At 57.2% G+C, this 21564-nt stretch carries 17 protein-coding genes and 1 pseudogene; 5 read left to right on the plus strand and 13 right to left on the minus strand.

The window, feature by feature from the left end; genetic code table 11:
* Window positions 1-271: 271 nt before the first annotated feature.
* From treC to treR, 3 genes are all read right to left on the minus strand, one after another.
* Window positions 272-1915 (minus strand): alpha,alpha-phosphotrehalase, encoded by a 1644-nt coding sequence (gene treC / locus BFV65_RS02400; RefSeq protein WP_069596177.1) that lies wholly within the window; start codon window positions 1913-1915, stop codon window positions 272-274.
* 51 nt (window positions 1916-1966) lie between these two features.
* Window positions 1967-3385 carry a PTS trehalose transporter subunit IIBC gene (treB, locus tag BFV65_RS02405; RefSeq protein WP_069597081.1) on the minus strand — a complete coding sequence of 473 codons (1419 nt, stop codon included), beginning with the start codon at window positions 3383-3385 and terminating at the stop codon, window positions 1967-1969.
* A gap of 127 nt (window positions 3386-3512) precedes the next feature.
* Entirely contained in the window at window positions 3513-4460 is a 948-nt protein-coding gene (gene treR / locus BFV65_RS02410) for a trehalose operon repressor TreR (RefSeq protein WP_022646876.1), read from the minus strand.
* 386 nt (window positions 4461-4846) lie between these two features.
* On the opposite strand from treR, the gene mgtA reads away from it, so the two are divergent.
* Window positions 4847-7555: a magnesium-translocating P-type ATPase gene (gene mgtA, locus BFV65_RS02415; RefSeq protein ID WP_022646877.1), complete on the plus strand. Its 2709-nt coding sequence runs from the start codon at window positions 4847-4849 to the stop codon at window positions 7553-7555.
* 200 nt (window positions 7556-7755) lie between these two features.
* On the plus strand, window positions 7756-10140 hold the full coding sequence (locus BFV65_RS02420; protein WP_069596178.1) for a beta-N-acetylhexosaminidase: 2385 nt from the start codon (window positions 7756-7758) through the stop codon (window positions 10138-10140).
* A gap of 167 nt (window positions 10141-10307) precedes the next feature.
* Here BFV65_RS02420 and gbpA read toward each other — a convergent pair whose 3' ends face one another.
* The 5 genes from gbpA to BFV65_RS22250 form a co-directional block, all read right to left on the minus strand.
* Window positions 10308-11759 (minus strand): N-acetylglucosamine-binding protein GbpA, encoded by a 1452-nt coding sequence (gene gbpA / locus BFV65_RS02425; RefSeq protein WP_069596179.1) that lies wholly within the window; start codon window positions 11757-11759, stop codon window positions 10308-10310.
* Between the two features lie 136 nt (window positions 11760-11895).
* Window positions 11896-12282, minus strand: a complete 387-nt coding sequence (ridA, locus tag BFV65_RS02430; RefSeq protein ID WP_003863373.1) for a 2-iminobutanoate/2-iminopropanoate deaminase — start codon at window positions 12280-12282, stop codon at window positions 11896-11898.
* Window positions 12283-12355: 73 nt separating this feature from the next.
* Entirely contained in the window at window positions 12356-12817 is a 462-nt protein-coding gene (gene pyrI, locus BFV65_RS02435; protein WP_003863370.1) for an aspartate carbamoyltransferase regulatory subunit, read from the minus strand.
* A gap of 12 nt (window positions 12818-12829) precedes the next feature.
* A complete protein-coding gene (gene pyrB, locus BFV65_RS02440; RefSeq protein WP_003863368.1) occupies window positions 12830-13762 on the minus strand; it encodes an aspartate carbamoyltransferase in 933 nt (310 codons plus the stop codon).
* Between the two features lie 34 nt (window positions 13763-13796).
* Window positions 13797-13901: a pyrBI operon leader peptide gene (locus tag BFV65_RS22250; RefSeq protein WP_022646880.1), complete on the minus strand. Its 105-nt coding sequence runs from the start codon at window positions 13899-13901 to the stop codon at window positions 13797-13799.
* Between BFV65_RS22250 and BFV65_RS23035 the strand changes: the two are divergent.
* Window positions 13881-13998, plus strand: a pseudogene (locus tag BFV65_RS23035) (hypothetical protein). The gene BFV65_RS22250 and the pseudogene BFV65_RS23035 sit on opposite strands and share 21 nt — an antisense overlap.
* Before the next feature lie 3 nt (window positions 13999-14001).
* Here the strand turns inward: BFV65_RS23035 and BFV65_RS02445 are convergent.
* The 5 genes from BFV65_RS02445 to arcA form a co-directional block, all read right to left on the minus strand.
* Window positions 14002-14481 carry an arginine repressor gene (locus BFV65_RS02445; protein WP_003863366.1) on the minus strand — a complete coding sequence of 160 codons (480 nt, stop codon included), beginning with the start codon at window positions 14479-14481 and terminating at the stop codon, window positions 14002-14004.
* An 80-nt stretch (window positions 14482-14561) separates the two neighbouring features.
* The gene (locus BFV65_RS02450) at window positions 14562-15965 is read right to left on the minus strand and encodes a YfcC family protein (RefSeq protein ID WP_003863365.1); all 1404 of its coding nucleotides are present in this window, start codon (window positions 15963-15965) and stop codon (window positions 14562-14564) included.
* 46 nt (window positions 15966-16011) lie between these two features.
* Complete coding sequence (argF, locus tag BFV65_RS02455) at window positions 16012-17016, minus strand: ornithine carbamoyltransferase (protein WP_003863360.1); 1005 nt, start codon at window positions 17014-17016, stop codon at window positions 16012-16014.
* A gap of 129 nt (window positions 17017-17145) precedes the next feature.
* On the minus strand, window positions 17146-18057 hold the full coding sequence (arcC, locus tag BFV65_RS02460; protein ID WP_022646884.1) for a carbamate kinase: 912 nt from the start codon (window positions 18055-18057) through the stop codon (window positions 17146-17148).
* A gap of 10 nt (window positions 18058-18067) precedes the next feature.
* The gene (arcA, locus tag BFV65_RS02465; protein ID WP_069596180.1) at window positions 18068-19288 is read right to left on the minus strand and encodes an arginine deiminase; all 1221 of its coding nucleotides are present in this window, start codon (window positions 19286-19288) and stop codon (window positions 18068-18070) included.
* 675 nt (window positions 19289-19963) lie between these two features.
* On the opposite strand from arcA, the gene BFV65_RS02470 reads away from it, so the two are divergent.
* Window positions 19964-20416 carry a YhcH/YjgK/YiaL family protein gene (locus tag BFV65_RS02470; RefSeq protein ID WP_069596181.1) on the plus strand — a complete coding sequence of 151 codons (453 nt, stop codon included), beginning with the start codon at window positions 19964-19966 and terminating at the stop codon, window positions 20414-20416.
* A gap of 236 nt (window positions 20417-20652) precedes the next feature.
* Window positions 20653-21561: a 2-keto-3-deoxygluconate aldolase gene (gene yagE, locus BFV65_RS02475; protein ID WP_069596182.1), complete on the plus strand. Its 909-nt coding sequence runs from the start codon at window positions 20653-20655 to the stop codon at window positions 21559-21561.
* The last annotated feature ends 3 nt before the right edge of the window (window positions 21562-21564 follow it).

The raw sequence follows: 21564 nt of genomic DNA on the forward strand, positions 1-21564 counted from the left end.
ATCCACAATTCCGGCCAGCGTTCGCGCCGTCTTGTTGTTGGAATAGTAGACGATAAATACAAGATGTTGGGTCGGCGTGCATTTTAAGTGCTACATATAGTGATTTGCATCAAACATGTTTGCGATTTTTTTGATGCAGGACAAAGTAAAAAGACGAGAGTACAAACGGCGGGCGCTGAGGCAATTGTAAAGACGCGAAGGAAAAATCTGATTAATTATTCAACAAAAACAGTAAAGTAAGCCGGACACGGCATCGTGCCCGGCGGAGGAATTACTGCTTTAACCACCACACGGCTTCAAACGGACGAAGCATTGAGGTTTGAGGGCCGGGGTAGTTGCTTATCACCACCTGCGACTCGCCGCTGAGAGCGTCCGCTTGCCATTCCTGAGGCAAATGGCTCAGGTTCGCCACCACCATCAGCGTTTGCCCCTGCCACTGACGGCGATAGCACCACAGGGAAGGGTGGTCAGGCAGGAGATCCTCATAATCCCCCCACGTCAGCACCGGCAGGGTTTTGCGCAGGCGAATCAGCGACTGATAGGTGTAAAACACCGAGTCGGGGTCGTCCAGCGCCGCGCGGGCGTTCACGGTTTCGTAGTTGTCGCAGACACCAATCCACGGTTCGCCCCCGGTAAAGCCCGCATTGTGCGAGGCGTCCCACTGCATCGGCGTGCGCCCATTATCACGTGACTTACTCGCCAGAATCGCCAGCAGTTCATCCGTATCGCGGCCGTTCGCCCGCTGTTCGGCGAACATGTTCAGGCTTTCTACGTCGCGGTAGTCGGTGATACGGCTGAAATGCGGGTTGGTCATGCCCAGCTCTTCACCCTGATAAATATACGGCGTGCCCTGCATCCCGTGCAGCACCATACCGAGCATTTTCGCCGCCGCCACGCGGTGTTCCCCTTCGTCACCAAAGCGTGACACGATGCGCGGTTGGTCATGGTTACACCAGAACAGCGCGTTCCAGGCTTTGTTGTGCATCCCCTGCTGCCAGTGGCGGAAAAGGGTTTTCAGCGCCACGAAGTCCGGCTTCGCAAGCGTCCACTTTTCGCCGCCGGGGTAATCCACCTTAAGATGATGGAAGTTAAAGGTCATCGACAGCTCGCGCCCGTCGAGCGACGCATACTGCTGACAGTTCTCCAGCGAGGTGGAGGACATCTCGCCCACCGTCATCAGGTTGCGCGGCGTAAAGACATCCCGGCTCATCTCCTGGAGATATTCGTGGATGCGCGGCCCGTCAGTGTAGAAACGTCGGCCATCCCCGATGGTGTCGTCCGGGAAATCCTGATCTTTTGAAATCAGGTTAATGACGTCCAGACGCAAGCCGTCCACGCCGCGATCGGCCCAGAACTCGCACACTTTTTTCAGCTCGGCGCGCACCGCCGGGTTTTCCCAGTTGAGATCCGCCTGCTCCGGCGCGAACAGGTGCAGATAATACTGCTCGCTTTCGGCATGCCAGCGCCAGGCGTTGCCGCCAAACTTGGAGCGCCAGTTGTTGGGAAGCGCGTCCGGCGTACCGTCGCGCCAGATATAGAACTCACGGTACGGACTCGCTTTATCCAGCGACTCACGGAACCAGGCGTGCTGCGTGGACGTGTGGTTAAAGACCATATCCAGCACAATGCGGATGCCACGTTCATGCGCCTGGGCAACCAGCTCGTCAAAGTCGTCCAGCGTGCCGTAGGTCGGGTCAATGGCAGTGTAGTTCGCCACGTCATATCCGTTATCCACCTGCGGGGAGATATAAAACGGCGTCAGCCAGATGGCGTCAATGCCAAGGGTTTTCAGGTAGTCAAGGCGCTGCGTTACGCCACGCAGATCGCCGGTGCCGCTGCCGGTGGTATCCTGAAAACTCTTTGGGTAAATCTGATAGATAACGCCGTTCTGCCACCAGTGAGGAAGGGTATTCATAGTACGTTCCTGCAAATGCGAAGGGGCGCAACTGCGCCCCGAAAAAGGGAATTAAACAATCTGCAACGTGCCCTGACGGAACTTACGCTGGTAAACCACGGTAGTCAGCGCCATTGGGATGATAATCGCCACCGCCATCGCCAGCGCAAATACCTGCCAGAATGAAGGCTGAATGGAGAGGATACCCGGCAGGCCGCCGACGCCAATCCCGTTTGCCATTACGCCGTTCAGGCCGCACAGCAAGCCCGCCAGACCGGAGCCGATCATCGCGCAGAGCATCGGGAAGCGATATTTCAGGTTGATACCGTACATCGCCGGTTCAGTGACGCCGAGGTAGGCGGAGATAGCAGCCGGAACGGAGATCTCACGCTCGTTGTGCTTACGGCTGACGATGATGATGCCGGTTACCGCCGAGGCCTGCGCAATGTTAGAAAGGGCGATGATCGGCCAGACCGGCGTGCCGCCGAGGCTCTGGATCATCTGCATATCGATCGCCAGCGTGGTCTGGTGCACGCCGGTGATCACCAGCGGAGCGTACAGGGAGCCGAACAGTGCGGCGCCAATCGGTGCGAAGCTGCCGGTCATCAGGTGACGGACCGCGAAGGCCACGCCGTCGCCAATCATGCGGCCAAACGGACCGATAAAGGCATGCGCCAGGAACACCGCCAGGATCAGCGAGCAGACCGGGACCACCACCAGATAGAGATAGTCCGGCACGATGCGCTTCAGACGCGTCTCAATAAAGCCCAGCGCCAGACCCGCCAGCAATGCCGGGATAACCTGCGCCTGGTAGCCCACTTTGGCGATGGTAAACAAGCCGAAGTTCCACACCTCTGGCGTTTGCTGACCAAGTAAGTAAGCGTTCATTAACTGCGGAGAGACCAGCGTCACGCCGAGTACGATTCCGAGAATGGGCGTTCCGCCCATCTTGCGCACCGCTGACCAACAGATCCCGACCGGCAGATAGAAGAAGATGGCTTCGCCAATCAGCCACAGGAAGTCATAGATGCTTTGCAGCGCCGGGTACATCTGCGCCAGGGTTTTGCCGTCGCTCATTGGCACATCGCCGATGACGTTACGGAAGCCCAGAATTAAGCCCCCGCTGATCAGCGCAGGCAGCAGTGGGAAGAAGATCTCCGCAAAATGGGAAATCAGCTGCTCATGCCATTTCATATTCTGGCGCGCTGCCTTCTTCGCCTGCTCTTTATCGGCGGAAGAGTGCCCGGTAGTCGCCAGCAGAGCCTGATAGTAATCGCCCACTTCGGTACCAATCACCACCTGGAACTGCCCGGCGTTGGTGAAGCAGCCTTTAACCATTTTCAACTCTTCAATGGCTTTCGGATTGGCTTTGGCCGGATCGTTCAGCACGAAGCGCAGGCGGGTAATGCAATGGCTGACGGTGGCGATGTTCTCGCGTCCGCCGACCAGGACGATCAGCTGATCGATATCGGCTTGTTTGACTTTACTCATCATGAAACCTCATGACAGATGGTGAAAGGGGTTATGACCTGTGCGCAAGCCTACTCCTTCAACGTGACGGCGAAAATGGGAACGTTCCCGAAATCGGGCGAAGATCACAATAATCCATTCAAAAAAATTATGAGAGGCGGGCTGGAATGACGATCTGACGGGGCTCGGTACGCCCGGTAATTTGCTCGATCAGCTGCGCGGCAGCCTGCCGGCCAGACTCGGCATAACCCGGGTCAACGCTGATAATCTCCGGGTGTAAGAACTTCATCAGCGGCGTGCTTCCCACGCTCGCTAACTGCAGCTCCCCGATGCGTTGTTCCTGTAAATATTTGCTCGCACCCAATGCAAGGGTATCCGTGGCGCACACCAGGGCGGTGGTTTGTGCAGTCAGCACGCTGGCGACCTGCTCATATCCCTGTTTCATACCCAGTCCAGGCAGCGCGGCCACGGCGGGGAGATTGTTTTTTTTACAAAACGCCAGGTACGCTTCATGGCGACGCTTGCCGGTGGTGATGTCGGCATGCGGCACGCCGAGATAGCTGATATGCCGATGGCCCTGCTCATACAGGCGCTGCATCAGGATCACGATTGCCCCTTCGTCATCGTAACAGACAGAGGCAAACCCGCTGGCGTCGCGCGCCAGCAGCACCAGAGACGGCTGCCAGGGTTTAAGCATGTCCTCTTTAAGACCGGTAAACCCGAACAGCACTACGCCATCAATGTTGCGGCGCTGAAGCATACCGAGATGCTCCTCCACCATTTGTGCCGAGAACTTACTCTCCATCATGATCGGATCGTAGCCCTGCTCGTAGAACGCGGGCAGCATCGTCTGTACGGCGAGGTTTTCGGAGAGGGAATCCAGACGCGAGACAATAATGGCGACCACTTTATCGCTCTGCCCGCGCATGGCGCGCGCGGAGCGGGAAGGGGAAAAACCGTGCTGATTCATCACCGCCTCGACGCGCTCGCGTGTGCGCTCGCTGACACCGCTTTCGTTGTTAAGCACGCGTGAGACGGTCGATTTCCCCACGCCGCTTAAACGCGCGATGTCTTTAATCGTAAGGCGGTTCTGCATGCTGTATTCCCTGTAACAACGATAAAATAATCAGTTGAGCCTAATGCTATCCTGCGAATTCGCTATGGGCAAAGTCTGGTTTACGTGCGGTTTATTTACGAGGGGGTATCATACCGCCCGAATAGTCACAAAAGGTATGGTTAAATCCTTATACTGCGCGACGACATCCCATTTTTAACTTACCGGAGGCCACATGGATCCCGATCCCACACCTCTCCTGACCAGGAGAAAACCTTCTTTCCGGTAAGCCAGCCTTTTGCTGTCTCACCGGCGTGAGGCAGCAACGTTCATACGTTCCTGCTTGATAAATTAAGTGCCTGACAGGTACGGCTCTGCCACGCCTGCGGGAAAACTGCGTCCGCCTTTGCGGATGCGGGGGAATGACTATGCTGAAAAATATCACCCGGCAGCTGTTCGCGCAGCTGAGCCGCCACCTGCCACATCGCCTGATTGCGCGCGATCCGCTGCCAAATGCCAACACCCTGGCGGGCGCGGAAATCCCCGCTTCCCTGACCGAGCGCTGCCTGAACGTGGCGGCGATGGATGAAAACGAAGTCTGGCGCGCCTTTGGCGGCCACCCGGAAGGGCTGAATGCGCAAGAAGTGTCAAAAATCCGCGAGGAACATGGCGATAACCAGATCCCGGCGCAAAAACCCTCTCCATGGTGGGTCCACCTGTGGCTCTGCTACCGCAATCCGTTCAACCTGCTGCTGACGGTGCTCGGGATTATCTCTTACGCCACTGAAGATCTGTTTGCCGCAGGCGTAATTGCCCTGATGGTGGGGATCTCCACGCTGCTTAACTTTATTCAGGAAGCGCGCTCCACCAAAGCGGCGGATGCGCTGAAAGCGATGGTCAGCAATACTGCCACCGTGTCGCGTGTGATTAACGACCTCGGCGAAAACGCCTGGATTGAACTGCCCATTGACCAGCTGGTGCCGGGCGATCTGGTGAAGCTGGCGGCGGGGGACATGATCCCGGCGGATTTACGCATCATCCAGGCGCGGGATCTGTTCGTCGCGCAGGCGTCACTCACCGGTGAATCCCTGCCCGTAGAGAAGGTGGCGAGGACCCGCGATCCGCAGCAGATGAATCCGCTGGAATGCGACACCCTGTGCTTTATGGGCACCACGGTGGTCAGCGGCACGGCGCAGGCCATTGTCACCGCTACCGGCGGCAACACCTGGTTTGGACAGCTTGCCGGACGCGTCAGCGAGCAGGAGAGCGAGCCGAACGCATTCCAGAAAGGCATTGGCCGCGTCAGCATGCTGCTGATCCGCTTTATGATGGTCATGACGCCGATTGTCCTGCTGATCAACGGCTACACCAAAGGTGACTGGTGGGAAGCGGCGCTGTTCGCCCTCTCCGTGGCTGTCGGCTTAACGCCGGAAATGCTGCCGATGATTGTCACCTCCACGCTGGCGCGCGGGGCGGTCAAACTCTCTAAACAAAAGGTGATCGTCAAACACCTCGACGCCATCCAGAACTTTGGCGCGATGGACATTCTTTGCACCGATAAAACCGGCACCCTGACCCAGGACAAAATCGTGCTGGAGAACCACACCGATATCGCCGGAAAGACCAGCGAACGGGTGCTGTACAGCGCGTGGCTGAACAGTCACTACCAGACAGGGCTGAAAAACCTGCTCGACGTGGCGGTGCTGGAAGGTGTGGATGAAGAGTCTGCCCGCATGCTCTCCGGCCGCTGGCAGAAGGTGGACGAAATTCCGTTCGACTTTGAACGGCGCCGCATGTCGGTGGTGGTCAGCGAGCAGCCGGACGTACATCAGCTGATCTGCAAAGGGGCATTGCAGGAGATCCTGAATGTTTCCACGCAGGTGCGTCATAACGGCGAGATCGTGCCGCTGGATGAGACCATGCTGCGCCGCATCAAACGCGTCACCGATAACCTGAACCGTCAGGGGCTGCGCGTGGTGGCGGTAGCAAGCAAGTTCCTGCCCGCGCGGGAAGGGGACTACCAGCGTATCGATGAATCCGATTTGATCCTCGAGGGTTACATCGCATTCCTCGATCCGCCGAAAGAGACCACCGCGCCGGCGCTGAAAGCACTGAAAGCGAGCGGGATCACCGTCAAAATCCTGACCGGCGACAGCGAGCTGGTGGCGGCCAAAGTGTGCCACGAAGTGGGCCTGGACGCGGGCGACGTCGTGGTGGGGAGCGACATTGAGCACCTGTCCGACGATGAGCTGGCCGAGCTTGCCCTGCGCACCACGCTGTTTGCCCGCCTGACGCCGATGCATAAAGAACGCATCGTCACTCTGCTGCGTCGTGAAGGGCACGTGGTGGGCTTTATGGGCGACGGCATCAACGATGCGCCAGCCCTGCGTGCGGCGGATATCGGTATCTCCGTGGACGGCGCGGTGGATATCGCCCGCGAGGCGGCAGATATCATTCTGCTGGAAAAGAGCCTGATGGTGCTGGAGGAGGGCGTCATCGAAGGGCGTCGCACCTTCGCCAATATGCTCAAATACATCAAAATGACCGCCAGCTCCAACTTCGGTAACGTCTTCAGCGTGCTGGTGGCGAGCGCCTTCCTGCCGTTCCTGCCGATGCTGCCGCTGCACCTGCTGATTCAGAACCTGATGTACGATGTCTCTCAGGTCGCCATCCCGTTTGATAACGTGGACGACGAGCAGATCCAGAAGCCGCAGCGCTGGAACCCCGCCGATCTGGGGCGCTTTATGCTGTTCTTTGGGCCGATCAGCTCCATCTTTGACATTCTGACCTTCTGCCTGATGTGGTTTGTGTTCCACGCCAACACCCCGGAACACCAGACGCTGTTCCAGTCCGGCTGGTTCGTGGTGGGGCTGCTGTCCCAGACCCTGATTGTGCATATGATCCGCACCCGCCGCATTCCGTTTATCCAGAGCCGTGCCGCATGGCCGCTGATCGTGATGACGGGCATTGTGATGGCGCTCGGGATCGCGCTGCCGTTCTCGCCGCTTGCAAGTTACCTGCAACTTCAGGCGCTGCCGCTGAGCTACTTCCCGTGGCTGGTGGCGATCCTCGCGGGTTACATGGTGCTGACGCAGATGGTCAAAGGGTTCTATAGCCGTCGGTATGGATGGCAGTAACGGCAAGCCCGGTGGCGCTGCGCTTACCGGGCCTACGATCCGAACGTAGGCCGGGTAAGGCGAAGCCGCCACCCGGCAGCTGGCTTTCCTCCCAAATTCAACAACCTGTGATCTCCGTCGGCGCATTCGCTTGACGACAATTTGAGCGCATGTTAACAGAATGTTTTGCCTTTATTTGGCCCGTCAGATAAGGAACATTCATGTTACGGTACAGTCTCTTAACCGCCGGGCTTATGCTCGGCGCCTCCGCCTTTGCCGCCCCGGCAGGCGACCTTCCCTTAATGCCCTGGCCTGCGAAGGTTGAACGCCCGACCACACAGGGTGCGCTGGTGCTTAACAATCAACTCTCCGTGAGCGTCAGCGGCGACGATCTGGGGGATGCGGTCAACCGCCTGCGCCAGCGCATCGCCCTGCAAACTGGCTGGACGCTACAGCCGCAGGCCGAAAAACCTGACAAGCCAACCATCCGTATTTCCATCGCTAAAAAAGTGAAGCCGCAGCCGCTGCCGGACAGCGATGAGAGCTATAAACTCACGGTGGACGCCAACGGCGTAAATATCTCCGCCAACACCCGCTTCGGCGCGCTGCGCGCCATGGAAACCTTGCTCCAGCTGATGCAGAACGGTGCCGAAAACACCTCGATTCCGTGGGTTACCATTGAAGATTCGCCGCGCTTCCCGTGGCGCGGGCTGCTGCTCGATTCAGCGCGCCATTTCATCCCGTTACCCGATATCAAACGCCAGATCGACGGCATGGCCGCGGCTAAGCTCAACGTCCTGCACTGGCATTTGACGGACGATCAGGGTTGGCGCTTTACCTCGAAGCGTTATCCAAAATTAACCCAGCTTGCCAGCGATGGGCTGTTCTACACCACGGAGCAGATGCGCGAGATTGTGCGTTACGCTGCCGAGCGCGGCATACGCGTGGTGCCGGAAATTGATATGCCGGGCCACGCCTCGGCGATTGCCGTCGCCTACCCGGAGCTGATGAGCGCGCCGGGGCCGTACGCCATGGAGCGCCACTGGGGCGTGCTTAAGCCAGTGCTGGATCCCACCAAAGAGGCGACCTATACCTTTGCCAACGTGATGGTCAGCGAACTGGCGGCGATCTTCCCGGATCCGTATCTGCATATTGGCGGCGATGAGGTTGACGACAGCCAGTGGAAAGCGAACGCTGCGATCCAGAGATTCATGCGCGACAACAAACTGGCGGACAGCCATGCGTTGCAGGCGTATTTCAACCGCAAGCTGGAGACGATCCTTGAGAAGCACCACCGGCAGATGGTTGGCTGGGATGAGATCTACCATCCCGATCTGCCGAAAAGCATTCTGATCCAGTCCTGGCAGGGACAGGACGCGCTGGGGCAGGTGGCGCAGAACGGCTATAAGGGCATTCTCTCTACCGGTTTCTACCTTGATCAGCCGCAATCCACCGCCTACCACTACCGCAATGAAATTGTGCCGCAGGGGTTGAACGGCGTGGATGTGATAGCAGACACCGACAGCGTCCAGAGCTGGGCTTTCTCGATGCCGCGTCTGAAAGGCAAGCCGGTGGAAGGCAGCTTTACGCTGGTGAAAGGCGATGCTGGCTGGCGCGGATTCATTGATTTTGCCGGGAAATCGCGTCGGGCGGTGGATAACATTCAGTGGCGGGACGACAATCAGGTAACGTTTTCCCTTGATACCTGGATGGGTGAAACGCGTCCGGTCGTTTCTGTTGAGAACGATAAGCTCAGCGGCTATTTCCTGGTGGGTAACGCCCGCTACCCGATTAGCGGCACGCGTCAGGACGAGGTGCCGAAAGGCGTTCCGCCGGTGGTGCCGGACCCGGCGAACGAGGCCAATCTGCTCGGCGGTGAAGCCGCGCTGTGGGCGGAAAACGTAGTCGCGCCAGTGCTGGATATCCGTCTGTGGCCGCGCGCCTTTGCGGTGGCGGAGCGACTTTGGTCGGCGAAGGACGTCAACGACATCGACAACATGTATACCCGGCTCCAGGCGATGGACAGCTGGTCCACGGTATCGGTTGGGCTACAGCAGCATACCCAGCAGCAGATACAGTTCACGCGCCTCGCTAACAATGCGGATACCTTGCCGCTACAAATCCTCGCCCAGGCGCTTGAACCGGCGCAGTATTACACCCGTCAGCATCTTAAGTTCCAGGCCGGAAACTATCATCAGTTTGAGCCGCTCAACCGGCTCGCTGACGCGCTAAACGCGGAAAGTGCGACCGTGCGTCAGATGAATAAATGGGCTGATCGTCTGGTGAGCGACGCGGAAGACACGGAGAGCGCCGACGCGCTGCGCCACGTCTTTAACCGCTGGCAGAACAACACCAGCGACGTGCTGGCCTTGAGCGAAAACAGCTATCAGTTGAAGGCCATCAAACCGGTAATTCAGGAGGTGGACAAGCTGGCCTCGATTGGCCTGCGGCTGACGGATCTGGTGGCACGTCAGGGAACGCTGGATGATAAAGAGATCGCGTCGATCCAGAGCGAACTGGATAACGCGGCGAAAATCCAGGACGAGGTGGTGATTGCGGCGGTGTACCCGCTGGAAACGCTGCTGCGTGCGACGCAGAATCAGTAGAAAAAAATACCCCTCACCCCAACCCCTCTCCCCTTTGGAGGGAGGGCCAGGCGAGGGGGCTCTATCGGTACCCTCTCCCCTTTGGAGAGAGGGCCAGGCGAGGGGGCTCGATCCGTTCCCTCTCCCCTTTGGGGAGAGGGTTAGGGTGAGGGGTAAGGTTTTTCCACTCAGTTCTTCAACACCCACGCCTCTTTCCAGTGCGCGCCAACGCCAGGCTCAAACTGGTTTGCGGTTGGGCTGTACTGCACGCAGTAGCCGCTGTACGGGAAAGGCTTACATTCGTAGGTCTTACCGTCTTTTGGCTGTAGTACCACGGTGCCTGCTTTGTACGAGGCGATATTGTCCGGGAAGGTAAAGTCGTGGTGGCCGGTGCTGTCCGCAGCCGCATCGCTTTCCAGCATCAGGTTCAGCACGTCCTGGGCGAACATCGTGCCGTCTTTATTGGTCGCGTAGTATTTCAGCATATGGTGTCCCGCCGTCACGTCAGTCAGCGTCATGGTCACGTCCTGATTGACGTTGTTCATGTCCTGCTTCAGGTAACCTTTTTCCGCACCGTGGTGGTTCATCACGTGTGCTTCAAAATTAACGTCACCCTGCGTGTTGACGTGGAAGCTGACGGTCGCGTTGCCATGTTCGATTTTGCTGTATTGCAGATCGGAAACGGCGATGGTCTCGCTCACCTGCGCTTTTTGCTCTTCATAGGAGATGGCAACGGATTTCAGCGTGCTGCCGTCTTTCACGAATACGCTGTTGGCGCCGTGAACCGGGCTGATGTCACCGGCTTCATCTTTAACACCGACGCGGACATCGCTCTGAGCGGTGTTGATCTTCTGCGCCAGATCGTAAGACCACTGGTTAGCGTCGCCTTGTTCAGCAGAGCCGATGGTCATTTCGGTACGCATGGCGGTCACTTCACCGTTGGCGTCGAAGAAGCGTGCGATAACCTTATCGCCCACGTTCAGGTTATTACCGGCAATCTGGCCGCTCAGGGTTTTGCTCCATTCGGAAACGATCGCAGGCGTTTCGTCCGGGGTTACGTTGCCACCATTCCCGAAATCAACGTCAATGGCCTGATAAAAGCTATTTGAGGTGTCCGCAATTTCCCACACGCCGTAAATAACCTGGTACCCCGTACGCGCAGGAACATTGCAAGTCATAGATTTTGTTACAGCTGGTGCCTGACTATTTCCGTTGATCGTACAGAATGGAGTTAATTCAAATTGATCGCGAGTCAGCGGCTTATTTGGATCCCAATTTTGTTTGGTGATGTAATAGCGCCAGTTAGTGGTTTTATGCGGTGCAGTATGATGCCAGACGAACTCATGCGGGCCTGCTGTTATCGGGTTTTTGGTCCAGGCATTCAGGCTTTGCTTATCCAGCTGAGAATACTGGGAAATACCTGCACTGGCGAGCTGGCCGTCCGGCGGCATAGCGCCGGTCGGGAAACCGGAAGTTTTTTCCACGCTCTGCGGTTCATACTGTACAGCGCCGCAATCAATATTTTGGCCAAGCTTACACATATAGGCGCGGCTGGCTGGAGATTCAATATAGCCGTGAGCAAATGCCGACGATGCAACGGTCACTGTCGCGAGGGCAAGTGCAATTTTTGAAAGTTTCATTACTCATCCATTATTAGAGAATATTACCGGGTGGAGAAGCTTAATAATGGACGGTGCGATTTGTCATTTTATATGGAGAGTAAAAATAGTCGAAATAAAAAGGACAGCTAAGCTGCCCTTTCTTAATTGAATTGAATTAGCGACGTACGGCAATCGCTTCAATTTCAATTTTCACGTCTTTTGGCAGACGCGCCACTTCCACGCAAGAGCGAGCCGGGAAGGTCGCGTTGTGCTCGGTGAAGAACGCTTCGTAAGTGGCGTTAACGGTCGCGAAATCATTCAGATCTTTCACGAACACGGTGGTTTTGACGATATCGCCCACTTTCAGACCGGCAGATTCCACGATCGCCTGCACGTTTTCCAGCGACTGACGCGCCTGCGCCGCTACGTCGGCTGGCACTTCACCGGTTTTTGGGTTCACCGGGATCTGACCAGAAGTGATGATCATGCTGCCCAGATCAACGCCCTGAACGTATGGGCCGATAGCCGCTGGTGCATTTTCCGTCGCGAGTACTTTGCTCATTTTTTCTCCAGAATTACAGCGTTAAGAATGTTCCCGGCCATTATAACAGCCGGGATTTCATTACCAACCTCAATTAGTTGGCCAGCACCACATAATGAGAAAACTCTTTTTCGCAGTATTTGCATTTGAGTGCGATGTCATTGGCGCGTTTTTTCACTGCGAAACTGGAGGAAACCGGCTCAGCATGGCTGATGCAGTTGCTGTTCGGGCAGACCAGCACGCTTTCGATGCGATCCGGCAGGCTTGGGCGGGATTTGCCCACCACGTCGTAATCGTCGATGCGGTTAACCGTGGCGTCCGGCGCGTACAGCGACAGCTGGTTAACCTGCTCGTCGGTCAGGAAGGTGTTCTCGATTTTGATCAGGTCTTTACGGCCCATTTCGCCCGACGGCAGGTTCAGGCCGATGGTGATGCGCTGGTCCGTTTCGGTCAGTTTGAACAGCGTCAGCAGTTTAAAGCCCACCTGCGCAGGGATGTGGTCAATCACGGTGCCACGCTTGATGGCTTCAACCTGGAGTTTGTTATCGTGTGTCATGGTCGTCTCCCCTTACAGAGCTAATTCGCGATTCAGAACCAGTGCCAGTAACGCCTGGCGAGCGAAGATGCCGTTTCCGGCCTGCTGGAAGTACCAGGCGTGCGGCGTTTTGTCCACGTCTGTGGTGATCTCATCGATGCGCGGCAGCGGGTGCAGCACCTTCATATTGTCACGCGCGCCTTCAAGGTCGCTGGCGCGCAGCACGAACTGCGCCTTCACGTTGGCGTACTCGGACGGATCCAGACGCTCTTTCTGCACGCGGGTCATGTAGAGAATATCCACGTTGCCCATCACCTCTTCGATACTGGCGTGCAGGCTCCACGCGATGCCTTTCTCGTCCAGCATGTCGAGAATGTACTGCGGCATCGCCAGCGCGTCCGGCGCGATAAAGAAGAAGCGGTTGCCGTTAAATTTCGCCAGCGCCTGGGTCAGGGAGTGGACGGTGCGGCCATATTTCAGGTCGCCGACCATGGCGATGTTCAGGTTCTCAAGCGTGCCCTGAGTCTCCTGAATGGTGAACAGATCCAGCAGGGTCTGCGTCGGATGCTGGTTAGCACCGTCACCGGCGTTCAGCACCGGAATGCCGCCGGAAAACTCGGTCGCCAGACGCGCCGCGCCCTCCTGCGGGTGGCGCATCACAATCGCGTCAACGTAGGTACTGATAACCGAAATGGTATCCGCCAGGGTTTCGCCTTTTTTGCCCAGCGACGTGTTGCTGCTGTCCGAGAAGCCCACCACGCTCGCGCCCAGACGGTGCATGGAGGTTTCGAAGGAGAGGCGGGTGCGGGTCGAGGCTTCGAAGAAGCAGCTCGCAATCACCTTGTGCTTCAACAGCTCCGGTTGCGGATTGGCCTTCAGTTTTGCCGCGGTTTCCAGAACCAGTTCCAGCTCTTCGCGGCTGAGGTCGTTTATGGAAATGATGTGTTTTTGATAAAGCGGATTCATGTTTATCTCCTGACGCCGGGCAAAAAAAAGCCCCTCAAATGAGGGGCTCTGGGAATAGGTTTAGCAACGGGAAGAAAAACGGCAGGCCAGCGTCTGATTTCAGACGCGGTAAGACGTTATGTCGTACACGCTTGACCATGCTTCCTCCCGGCAAACTGTCGGGCATTATACGCAGCTCGCTTTTGGGATCAAGCGATTTAATGCACGCTTTACTCAATGCAAACGGTTCTTTGTGAATATTAATGCGTTCTGAGTAAATAATTAATTTGCTTATGCACCAGCGCGGTGCGCTTCACTACGCGGGGCGCGACCCAGACAATACTGCTCCCGGCCACTACACCTAAAATTTCCGGTAACTGGTGATAATCCAGAATACGCGCCACCGCGCGGCCATATCCGGCGACGGTATGGATAAGGATAAATTCGCTGTTGTGCTCCACGCTCACCACCATTTCAGAGACCGTACGCGCCGCGTCGGGGGCCGGGCGCAGCTGGGGATTCAGCGAATAAATCTTTAGCCCTTTGGCATTGCGAATTTTTATGACACCAAGCAACTTGAGCAGACGTGAAACGGTGGACTGGCTGATGGTCTCAAAACCACGCTCCTGTAAGTCACGGCGGATCTCTTCCTGGGAGAGATAGCTCTTTTCCGCGATCAGACGCTGGCAGACCGTTAGCTGTAGTTGCTCTTTGGGAGAGTACTCTTCGTAATCCATCATAGTTCCCATATCAGTTCCCGAAATAACCGGTGGCACCGCACCGATCCGTAGGCCGGATAAGCGCAGCGCCATCCGGCAAATCACAACAAAGCGCCCAGGCTTAACGCCACCATAATCACCACCGTTAAAATCCCCAGCAGCGGCGCGACCCATTTCAGATAACGCACGTAGGGCACGCGGGCGATAGCCAGCCCGCCCATCACGACGGCAGAGGTGGGAGTGATCAGGTTGACGATGCCGGACGCCGACTGGTAAGCCGTAACCACCAGGTCGCGGTTGACGTTAGCGAAATCGGCAAGGGGCGCCATGATCGGCATCGTCAGAACGGCCAGGCCGGACGAAGAAGGCACAAGAAACGACAGCACCACTTCCAGCCAGTACATCACGTTGATGAACGCCACCGTCGACAATCCGGTGACCATTCCCTCGGCGCTGTGCAAAATGGTGTGGGTAATCATGCCCTTATCCATGATCACTACGATACCGCGCGCGATGCCGATTATCAGCGCGACGCCCAGCAAATCTCGCGCGCCGTTGATAAAGGTTGAGGTCAGCTCCTCTTCGCTCATGCGGGCGATCAGCCCGACGATAATGGCACTGGCGAGGAACACCGCCGAAATCTCCGCCATCCACCAGCCCAGCACCGCCACGCCGTAGATCATCACCGCGAAGGCGAGGGCGAAGATCACCAGGATGAGTTTGCGCACCGGGGTAAATTCCAGCGACTGCTCGCCCTTGTTACCGAGAAAGTGGGCGCGATTTTCTTCCTGCTTATCCGCCACGATCGACAGCGACGGATCCTTGCGCACCTTGCGGGCGTAGCGCATTACCCACGCCACGCAGATGATCCAGCCGATCACCAGCAGCGCGATGCGTAGCATGATGCCGTTGGTGAAGGGGATCCCGGCGGCGTTGGCGGCGATCACCGTGGCGAACGGGTTGATGGTGGATCCGAGCGTGCCGATCCCCGCGCCGAGCAGCACGGTAGAAGCCGCAACCACCGGATCGAACCGCGCTGCCAGCATCACCGGCACCAGTAAGGTATAGAAGGGTAGCGACTCTTCGGCCATGCCGTAAATCGTGCCGCCTGCGGCAAACAGCGCCATCAGGATCGGGATCATCCACTCTTCGCGGCCGCGCAGTCGGGTGGTGACGCGCTCGATCCCGGCGTCTATCGCCCCGGTTTTAGTGACGATCCCGAGGAACCCCCCGATGATCAGAATAAACAGCGCCACGTCGATCGCCCCGGCCTGGCCGGACTCCGGATCGTACAGCCCGGCAATCGGCGCCATCAGCACGGAGACGAGCCCCTGCGGGTGCGCTGCCACGTGCGCGTAAGTGCCAGCAACCGGCACTTCTTTGCCGAGCGCCTCGTTCATCGCCATATGGTACTGCCCGGCCGGAACAATCCACGTCAGCACGGCAACCACGGCAATCAGAAAAAAGAGAATGGTATAAGCGGAGGGAAATTTGAACTTGCCCATGATGTTCTCCTGAACCCGGCGCACCCCGCGGCGCGCCGGGCGGTGATTAGTCGCCGAGTGTCGCCACCATGACCGCTTTAATGGTGTGCATGCGGTTCTCTGCTTCGTCGAAGACGATGGAGTTCGGTGATTCAAAGACCTCTTCCGTCACCTCCAGCCCCTTCAGGCCGTACGCCATCTCGATTTCGCGGCCCACTTTGGTATGTTCGTTGTGGAACGCCGGCAGGCAGTGCATGAACTTGACGTTCGGATTACCGGTGGCCTTCATCACGTCCGCATTAATCTGATACGGCTTCATCAGGCTAACGCGCTCGGCCCACGCCTCCTTCGGCTCGCCCATGGAAACCCACACGTCGGTGTAGAGGAAATCGGTGCCCTGCACGCCTTCTTCCACATCGTCGGTGAGGGTGATGCGCGCGCCGGTCTCTTTGGCGATGGCGCGGCACTGCTCAACCAGCCCGGCCTCCGGCCAGAAGGATTTCGGCGCCACAAGGCGGATATCCATCCCCATTTTGGCCGCGCCGACCATCAGCGAATTACCCATGTTGTTGCGCGCGTCGCCGAGATAAGCAAAGCTCAGCTCCGGCAGGGTTTTGCCCGGAGAGTGCTCCAGCATAGTCATCAGGTCGGCAAGGATTTGCGTGGGGTGGAACTCGTCGGTCAGGCCGTTCCACACCGGCACTCCCGCGTATTCGCCCAGCTCCTCAACGATGGCCTGGCCGTAGCCGCGGTACTCGATGCCGTCATACATGCGGCCCAGCACGCGCGCGGTGTCCTTCATCGACTCTTTGTGGCCAATCTGCGAGCCGCTTGGGCCGAGGTAGGTGACCTGCGCGCCCTGGTCGAACGCGCCCACTTCAAAGGCGCAGCGGGTGCGGGTGGAGGTTTTTTCAAAGATCAGGGCGATGTTTTTCCCGACCAGGGTTTGTTTTTCGCGACCGGCTTTTTTAGCGGCCTTCAGCTCGATGGCGAGGTCGATCAGGTACTGGATCTCCGCCGGGGTGTAGTCCAGCAGTTTCAGGAAGTTGCGGTTTTTCAGGTTGATGGTCATGGGTAAATCCTTTTTAAAATTAATGACTAAGACCTTACCCCTCACCCCAGCCCTCTCCCCAAAGGGGAGAGGGTGTAATCGTCCCCTCTCCCCTTTGGGGAGAGGGTTAGGGTGAGGGGAAATGGGTGCTCAGTTACGAATCAACGTGCCTTTCTCGCCCGCCAGGATCTCCGCGCCGTCGGCCAGCGCGCCGATCCCGGCAATGCCGTTGCAGGCTTCAACAAACTCGCGGCAGGCGGCCACTTTTGGCCCCATCGATCCGGCGTCGAACTGCATGCCTCTGAGCAGTTCCGGCGTGACCTGCGCCAGCGGGCGCTGGGTCGGCTTGCCCCAGTCGAGGTACACCGCGTCGGCATCGGTGAGGATCAGCAGGGCATCGGCCTCGATCTGCCGCGCCAGCAGAGCGGCGGAGAGGTCTTTGTCGATCACCGCCTCAATGCCGCGATAACCGTTGGCGTTTTCCACCACCGGCACGCCGCCGCCGCCGTTGCAGATGACCAGGTGGTCGCGCTGAATAAGCGCCGTAATGGCGTCGCTCTCCACGATGCGCTTCGGCTGCGGAGAGGGCACAACGCGGCGGAAATAGGCCCCGTCGACCTTGAACACCCAGCCTTTTTCCGCGGCCAGCGCTTTCGCCTGGGCTTCGCTGTAGACCGGGCCGATGTACTTGGTCGGGTTGCTGAACGCCGGGTCGGCGGCGTCCACTTCCACCTGCGTGAGCAGGACGCTCACCTCGCGCTGGGGCAGATTGTTTTTCAGCGCCTGCTGGAGCATGTAGCCGATCATTCCCTGGCTTTCTGCACCAAGAACGTCCAGCGGGTAGGGGGTGACTTTGTCGTAGGCGCTGTTTTGCAGTGCCAGCAGCCCGACCTGCGGGCCGTTGCCGTGCACCAGCACCACGCGCCATTGCTCCGTTAAGCCTGCGATGGTGCGGGCGGCCTGCTCGATGTTCTGGCGCTGGATGTCCGCTTCCAGCGGCTCGCCGCGCTTGAGCAGCGCGTTGCCGCCAAGGGCCACAACCAGAGTGGGTTTTCGTTCCATGATGGCTCCTTTAAATTCCGTCGCGTTCCAGTGGGCAGCTCATGCAGCGCGCGCCGCCGCGACCGCGCCCCAGCTCGTCGCCCGGGATCGGCAGCACGGTGATGCCCGCTTTGTCGTACTTCTCGTTGGTCCAGACGTTGCGCTCGTAGCCGATCACCACGCCCGGACTGATGGTCAGGACGTTGTTAGCGTCGTTCCACTGCTCGCGTTCGGCTTCAAAGGCATCGCCGCCGGTGGTGATCAGGCGCACCTGGTTAATGCCGAGGGCTTTCTCGATGGCGTGCAGCAGGTCGGTTTCCTGGGTACGCAGCAGGCCGCCGCGTCCGTCCGGGGTGAGCGTCCAGCACTGGGCGTCCTTGCGCACCACTTCCGGGTAAACGGAGAAGGTGTCCACGTCGATGTGGGTCATCACGGTGTCGAGGTGCATGCAGGAGCGATGTTTCGGCAGCTCAACGGCGATCACGCGCTCGGCCTGACGATGTTTAAACAAGCTGTTGGCGAGGAACTCCACGCCCTGCGGCGTCGTGCGCTCTGACATGCCGATCAATACCGCCCCGCGGCCAATCACTAATACGTCGCCGCCTTCCAGGGTGGCGTGGTCGTAATTAATATTCTCGTCGCCGAAATACTTAATAAACTCGCCATCGGCAAATGCGGGGTGCCAGCGATATATTGCGCGCAGATTATTGGTTTCGCGCTGACGGGCCGGTTTCGCCATCGGATTAATGGACACGCCGTTATAAATCCAGCAGGAGGTATCGCGGGTAAATAAGTGGTTCGGCAGCGGTTTCATAATAAAATCATTCGCCGTGTGGGTATCGACCACCATATTTTTAATAGCCGCCGGAATTTCACCGTAGGTTAATCCGCCGCTTAATCGGCGCGCCAGTTCGCGGTGCGGCATATCCGCCAGCCAGCCGCGGACGTCGCCGGCAAAGGCTGGGCCGAGGCGGTAGTCGGAGATTTGTGTTTCAAGAAGCCAGGCTTTTGCTTCGGCAATATCAAGCGTTTGCGTAAGAAGGTCGGTCAATAGCAGGACTTCCACACCCTGCTCGCGCAGCGTGTTTGCGAAGATATCATGCTCCTCTCCCGCCCGCTCAACCGAGAGCACGTCATCAAATAACAGCTCCTGACAATTCGATGGCGTTAAACGTTTAAGACTTAAATTAGGACGATGCAGCATAACGCTACGCAATTGACCAATTTCAGAACCGACGTAATGCTTTTCCATAATTATTCCTTTAACTGTTTTTCAGAATAAAAAGGGCATGCGCCATGTGATGTGTTTAATTTCATGGCGGCTAAGCTCAATTGATTTCGTGATTCATAGTAGGCGCTTAAATAATGGTTATTGTGACGCTGCTCACGCGAAAACCGATATTGAGCAGTTTATTTTCAATTGCATGATTCGTATCAGATAATGATTAATTTCATATTATTACGGGATGAATAGCTAAGCAGGAACGGGTGGCAATATTTGAGGTTGTTATTGTTTTGTAGAATTACATGCTTTGGAATATTTAGTTATGCTGTTGATTTTAATGAATAAAATTTTGCCTCGAGAATAGCTATGCAATAATGACAGTTAACTATTTTTCACTTAAGAGAAATCGATAAATAATTATGGATTTTTAAAGGAAATAACCGAAGTGATAAAGTGTGATGCAACAACAGGTTTTGTGAGTTACGTTTTAAATTCAGCGAGTTAGATAAGTTGCGTAAAGCTTAGGAAATGAGGTTATGCATAATGACTGCATAAATGCCTTTATGTAATTAACAGTGAATTAACACATTTTCCGATAAACATGCGCTCGCGCAAACCTCGTCCAAAAAGGGCTGGTATGGCAGCCGGGATTCTCGTATAAAAGATAAAAATGAAACGATGTTTTATATTGAGGGTTGAAACATGATTATCGGCAACATCCACCATCTGCAGTCCTGGCTGCCTGACGATCTGCGTCAGGCCATTGAGCACGTCAAGGCCCACGTCACCGACGCGACGCCGACCGGCAAGCACGACATCAGCGGCAACAGCCTGTTTTATCTGGTATCGGAGGACATGACCCAGCCGTTCGCTGAGCGTCGCGCTGAATACCATGCACGCTACCTGGATATTCAGATTGTGCTGAAGGGGCTGGAAGGGATGACCTTCAGCACCCTGCCGCACGGCACGCCGGACACCGACTGGCTGGCGGACAAAGACATCGCGTTCCTGCCGGAAGGCGAGCAGGAGAAAACCGTGGTGCTGAGCGAAGGGGATTTTGTGGTGTTTTACCCGGGCGAAGTGCATAAGCCGCTGTGCGCGGTGGGGGCGCCTGCTAAGGTCAGGAAAGTGGTTGTTAAGATGCTGGTGGAGTAACCCTTACCCCTCACCCTAACCCTCTCCCCAAAGGGGAGAGGGGACTTTACCACCCTCGCCCCTTTGGGGAGAGGGCCGGGGTGAGGGGTTAGCGGACAATATGTGATCCAGCTTAAACTTCCCGCACTCCCTCCTCATCTCCCATTTACCTGTGCTTTTTCTCCGTCATAGTATGATCGTTAAATTAATGAACACTGTTCTATAATGTAGAACAAATGATTCAGCAAGGAGATCACATGCCGCAGTCCGCGTTGTTCACGGGTATCATTCCCCCTGTCTCCACCATCTTTACCGCCGATGCCCAGCTTGATAAGCCGGGCACCGCCGCGCTGATCGACGATCTGATCGCTGCGGGCGTCGACGGCCTGTTCTTCCTGGGCAGCGGCGGCGAGTTCTCCCAGCTCAGCGCCGAAGAGCGTAAAACCATTGCCCGGTTTGCGATCGATCATGTCGATCGTCGTGTGCCGGTCCTGATCGGCACCGGCGGCACCAACGCCCGGGAAACCATTGAGCTGAGCCAGCACGCGCAGCTGGCGGGCGCGGACGGCATCGTGGTGATCAACCCTTACTACTGGAAAGTGTCGGAAGCGAACCTGATCCGCTATTTCGAACAGGTGGCCGACAGCGTCACGCTGCCGGTGATGCTCTATAACTTCCCGGCGCTGACCGGGCAGGATCTGACCCCGGCGCTGGTGAAAACCCTCGCCGACTCGCGCAGTAACATCGTCGGCATCAAAGACACCATCGACTCCGTCGCCCACCTGCGCAGCATGATCCACACCGTTAAAGCGGCCCATCCACACTTCACCGTGCTCTGCGGCTACGACGATCATCTGTTCAATACCCTGCTGCTCGGCGGTGACGGGGCGATCTCGGCCAGCGGTAACTTTGCTCCGCAGGTGTCGGTAAATCTTCTGAAAGCCTGGCGGGATAAAGACGTGGCGAAAGCGGCTGAGTATCATCAGACCCTGCTGCAAATCCCGCAGATGTATCAGCTGGATACGCCGTTTGTGAACGTGATTAAAGAGGCGATCGTGCTCTGCGGTCGTCCAATTTCTACGCACGTCCTGCCACCAGCCTCGCCGCTGGACGAGCCGCGTAAGGCGCAGCTGAAAGCCCTGCTACAACAGCTCAAGCTCTGCTGAGCC

This window comes from Enterobacter hormaechei subsp. hoffmannii, assembly GCF_001729745.1.
In the GTDB taxonomy this organism is placed as follows: domain Bacteria; phylum Pseudomonadota; class Gammaproteobacteria; order Enterobacterales; family Enterobacteriaceae; genus Enterobacter; species Enterobacter intestinihominis.

What these genes read in the sequence shown, in the direction of transcription:
- treC (WP_069596177.1), bottom strand. Translation starts at nt 1,915, where the DNA reads ATGAATACCCTTCCTCACTGGTGGCAGAACGGCGTTATCTATCAGATT.
- treB (WP_069597081.1), bottom strand. Translation starts at nt 3,385, where the DNA reads ATGAGTAAAGTCAAACAAGCCGATATCGATCAGCTGATCGTCCTGGTC.
- treR (WP_022646876.1), bottom strand. Translation starts at nt 4,460, where the DNA reads ATGCAGAACCGCCTTACGATTAAAGACATCGCGCGTTTAAGCGGCGTG.
- mgtA (WP_022646877.1), top strand. Translation starts at nt 4,847, where the DNA reads ATGCTGAAAAATATCACCCGGCAGCTGTTCGCGCAGCTGAGCCGCCAC.
- BFV65_RS02420 (WP_069596178.1), top strand. Translation starts at nt 7,756, where the DNA reads ATGTTACGGTACAGTCTCTTAACCGCCGGGCTTATGCTCGGCGCCTCC.
- gbpA (WP_069596179.1), bottom strand. Translation starts at nt 11,759, where the DNA reads ATGAAACTTTCAAAAATTGCACTTGCCCTCGCGACAGTGACCGTTGCA.
- ridA (WP_003863373.1), bottom strand. Translation starts at nt 12,282, where the DNA reads ATGAGCAAAGTACTCGCGACGGAAAATGCACCAGCGGCTATCGGCCCA.
- pyrI (WP_003863370.1), bottom strand. Translation starts at nt 12,817, where the DNA reads ATGACACACGATAACAAACTCCAGGTTGAAGCCATCAAGCGTGGCACC.
- pyrB (WP_003863368.1), bottom strand. Translation starts at nt 13,762, where the DNA reads ATGAATCCGCTTTATCAAAAACACATCATTTCCATAAACGACCTCAGC.
- BFV65_RS22250 (WP_022646880.1), bottom strand. Translation starts at nt 13,901, where the DNA reads ATGGTCAAGCGTGTACGACATAACGTCTTACCGCGTCTGAAATCAGAC.
- BFV65_RS02445 (WP_003863366.1), bottom strand. Translation starts at nt 14,481, where the DNA reads ATGATGGATTACGAAGAGTACTCTCCCAAAGAGCAACTACAGCTAACG.
- BFV65_RS02450 (WP_003863365.1), bottom strand. Translation starts at nt 15,965, where the DNA reads ATGGGCAAGTTCAAATTTCCCTCCGCTTATACCATTCTCTTTTTTCTG.
- argF (WP_003863360.1), bottom strand. Translation starts at nt 17,016, where the DNA reads ATGACCATCAACCTGAAAAACCGCAACTTCCTGAAACTGCTGGACTAC.
- arcC (WP_022646884.1), bottom strand. Translation starts at nt 18,057, where the DNA reads ATGGAACGAAAACCCACTCTGGTTGTGGCCCTTGGCGGCAACGCGCTG.
- arcA (WP_069596180.1), bottom strand. Translation starts at nt 19,288, where the DNA reads ATGGAAAAGCATTACGTCGGTTCTGAAATTGGTCAATTGCGTAGCGTT.
- BFV65_RS02470 (WP_069596181.1), top strand. Translation starts at nt 19,964, where the DNA reads ATGATTATCGGCAACATCCACCATCTGCAGTCCTGGCTGCCTGACGAT.
- yagE (WP_069596182.1), top strand. Translation starts at nt 20,653, where the DNA reads ATGCCGCAGTCCGCGTTGTTCACGGGTATCATTCCCCCTGTCTCCACC.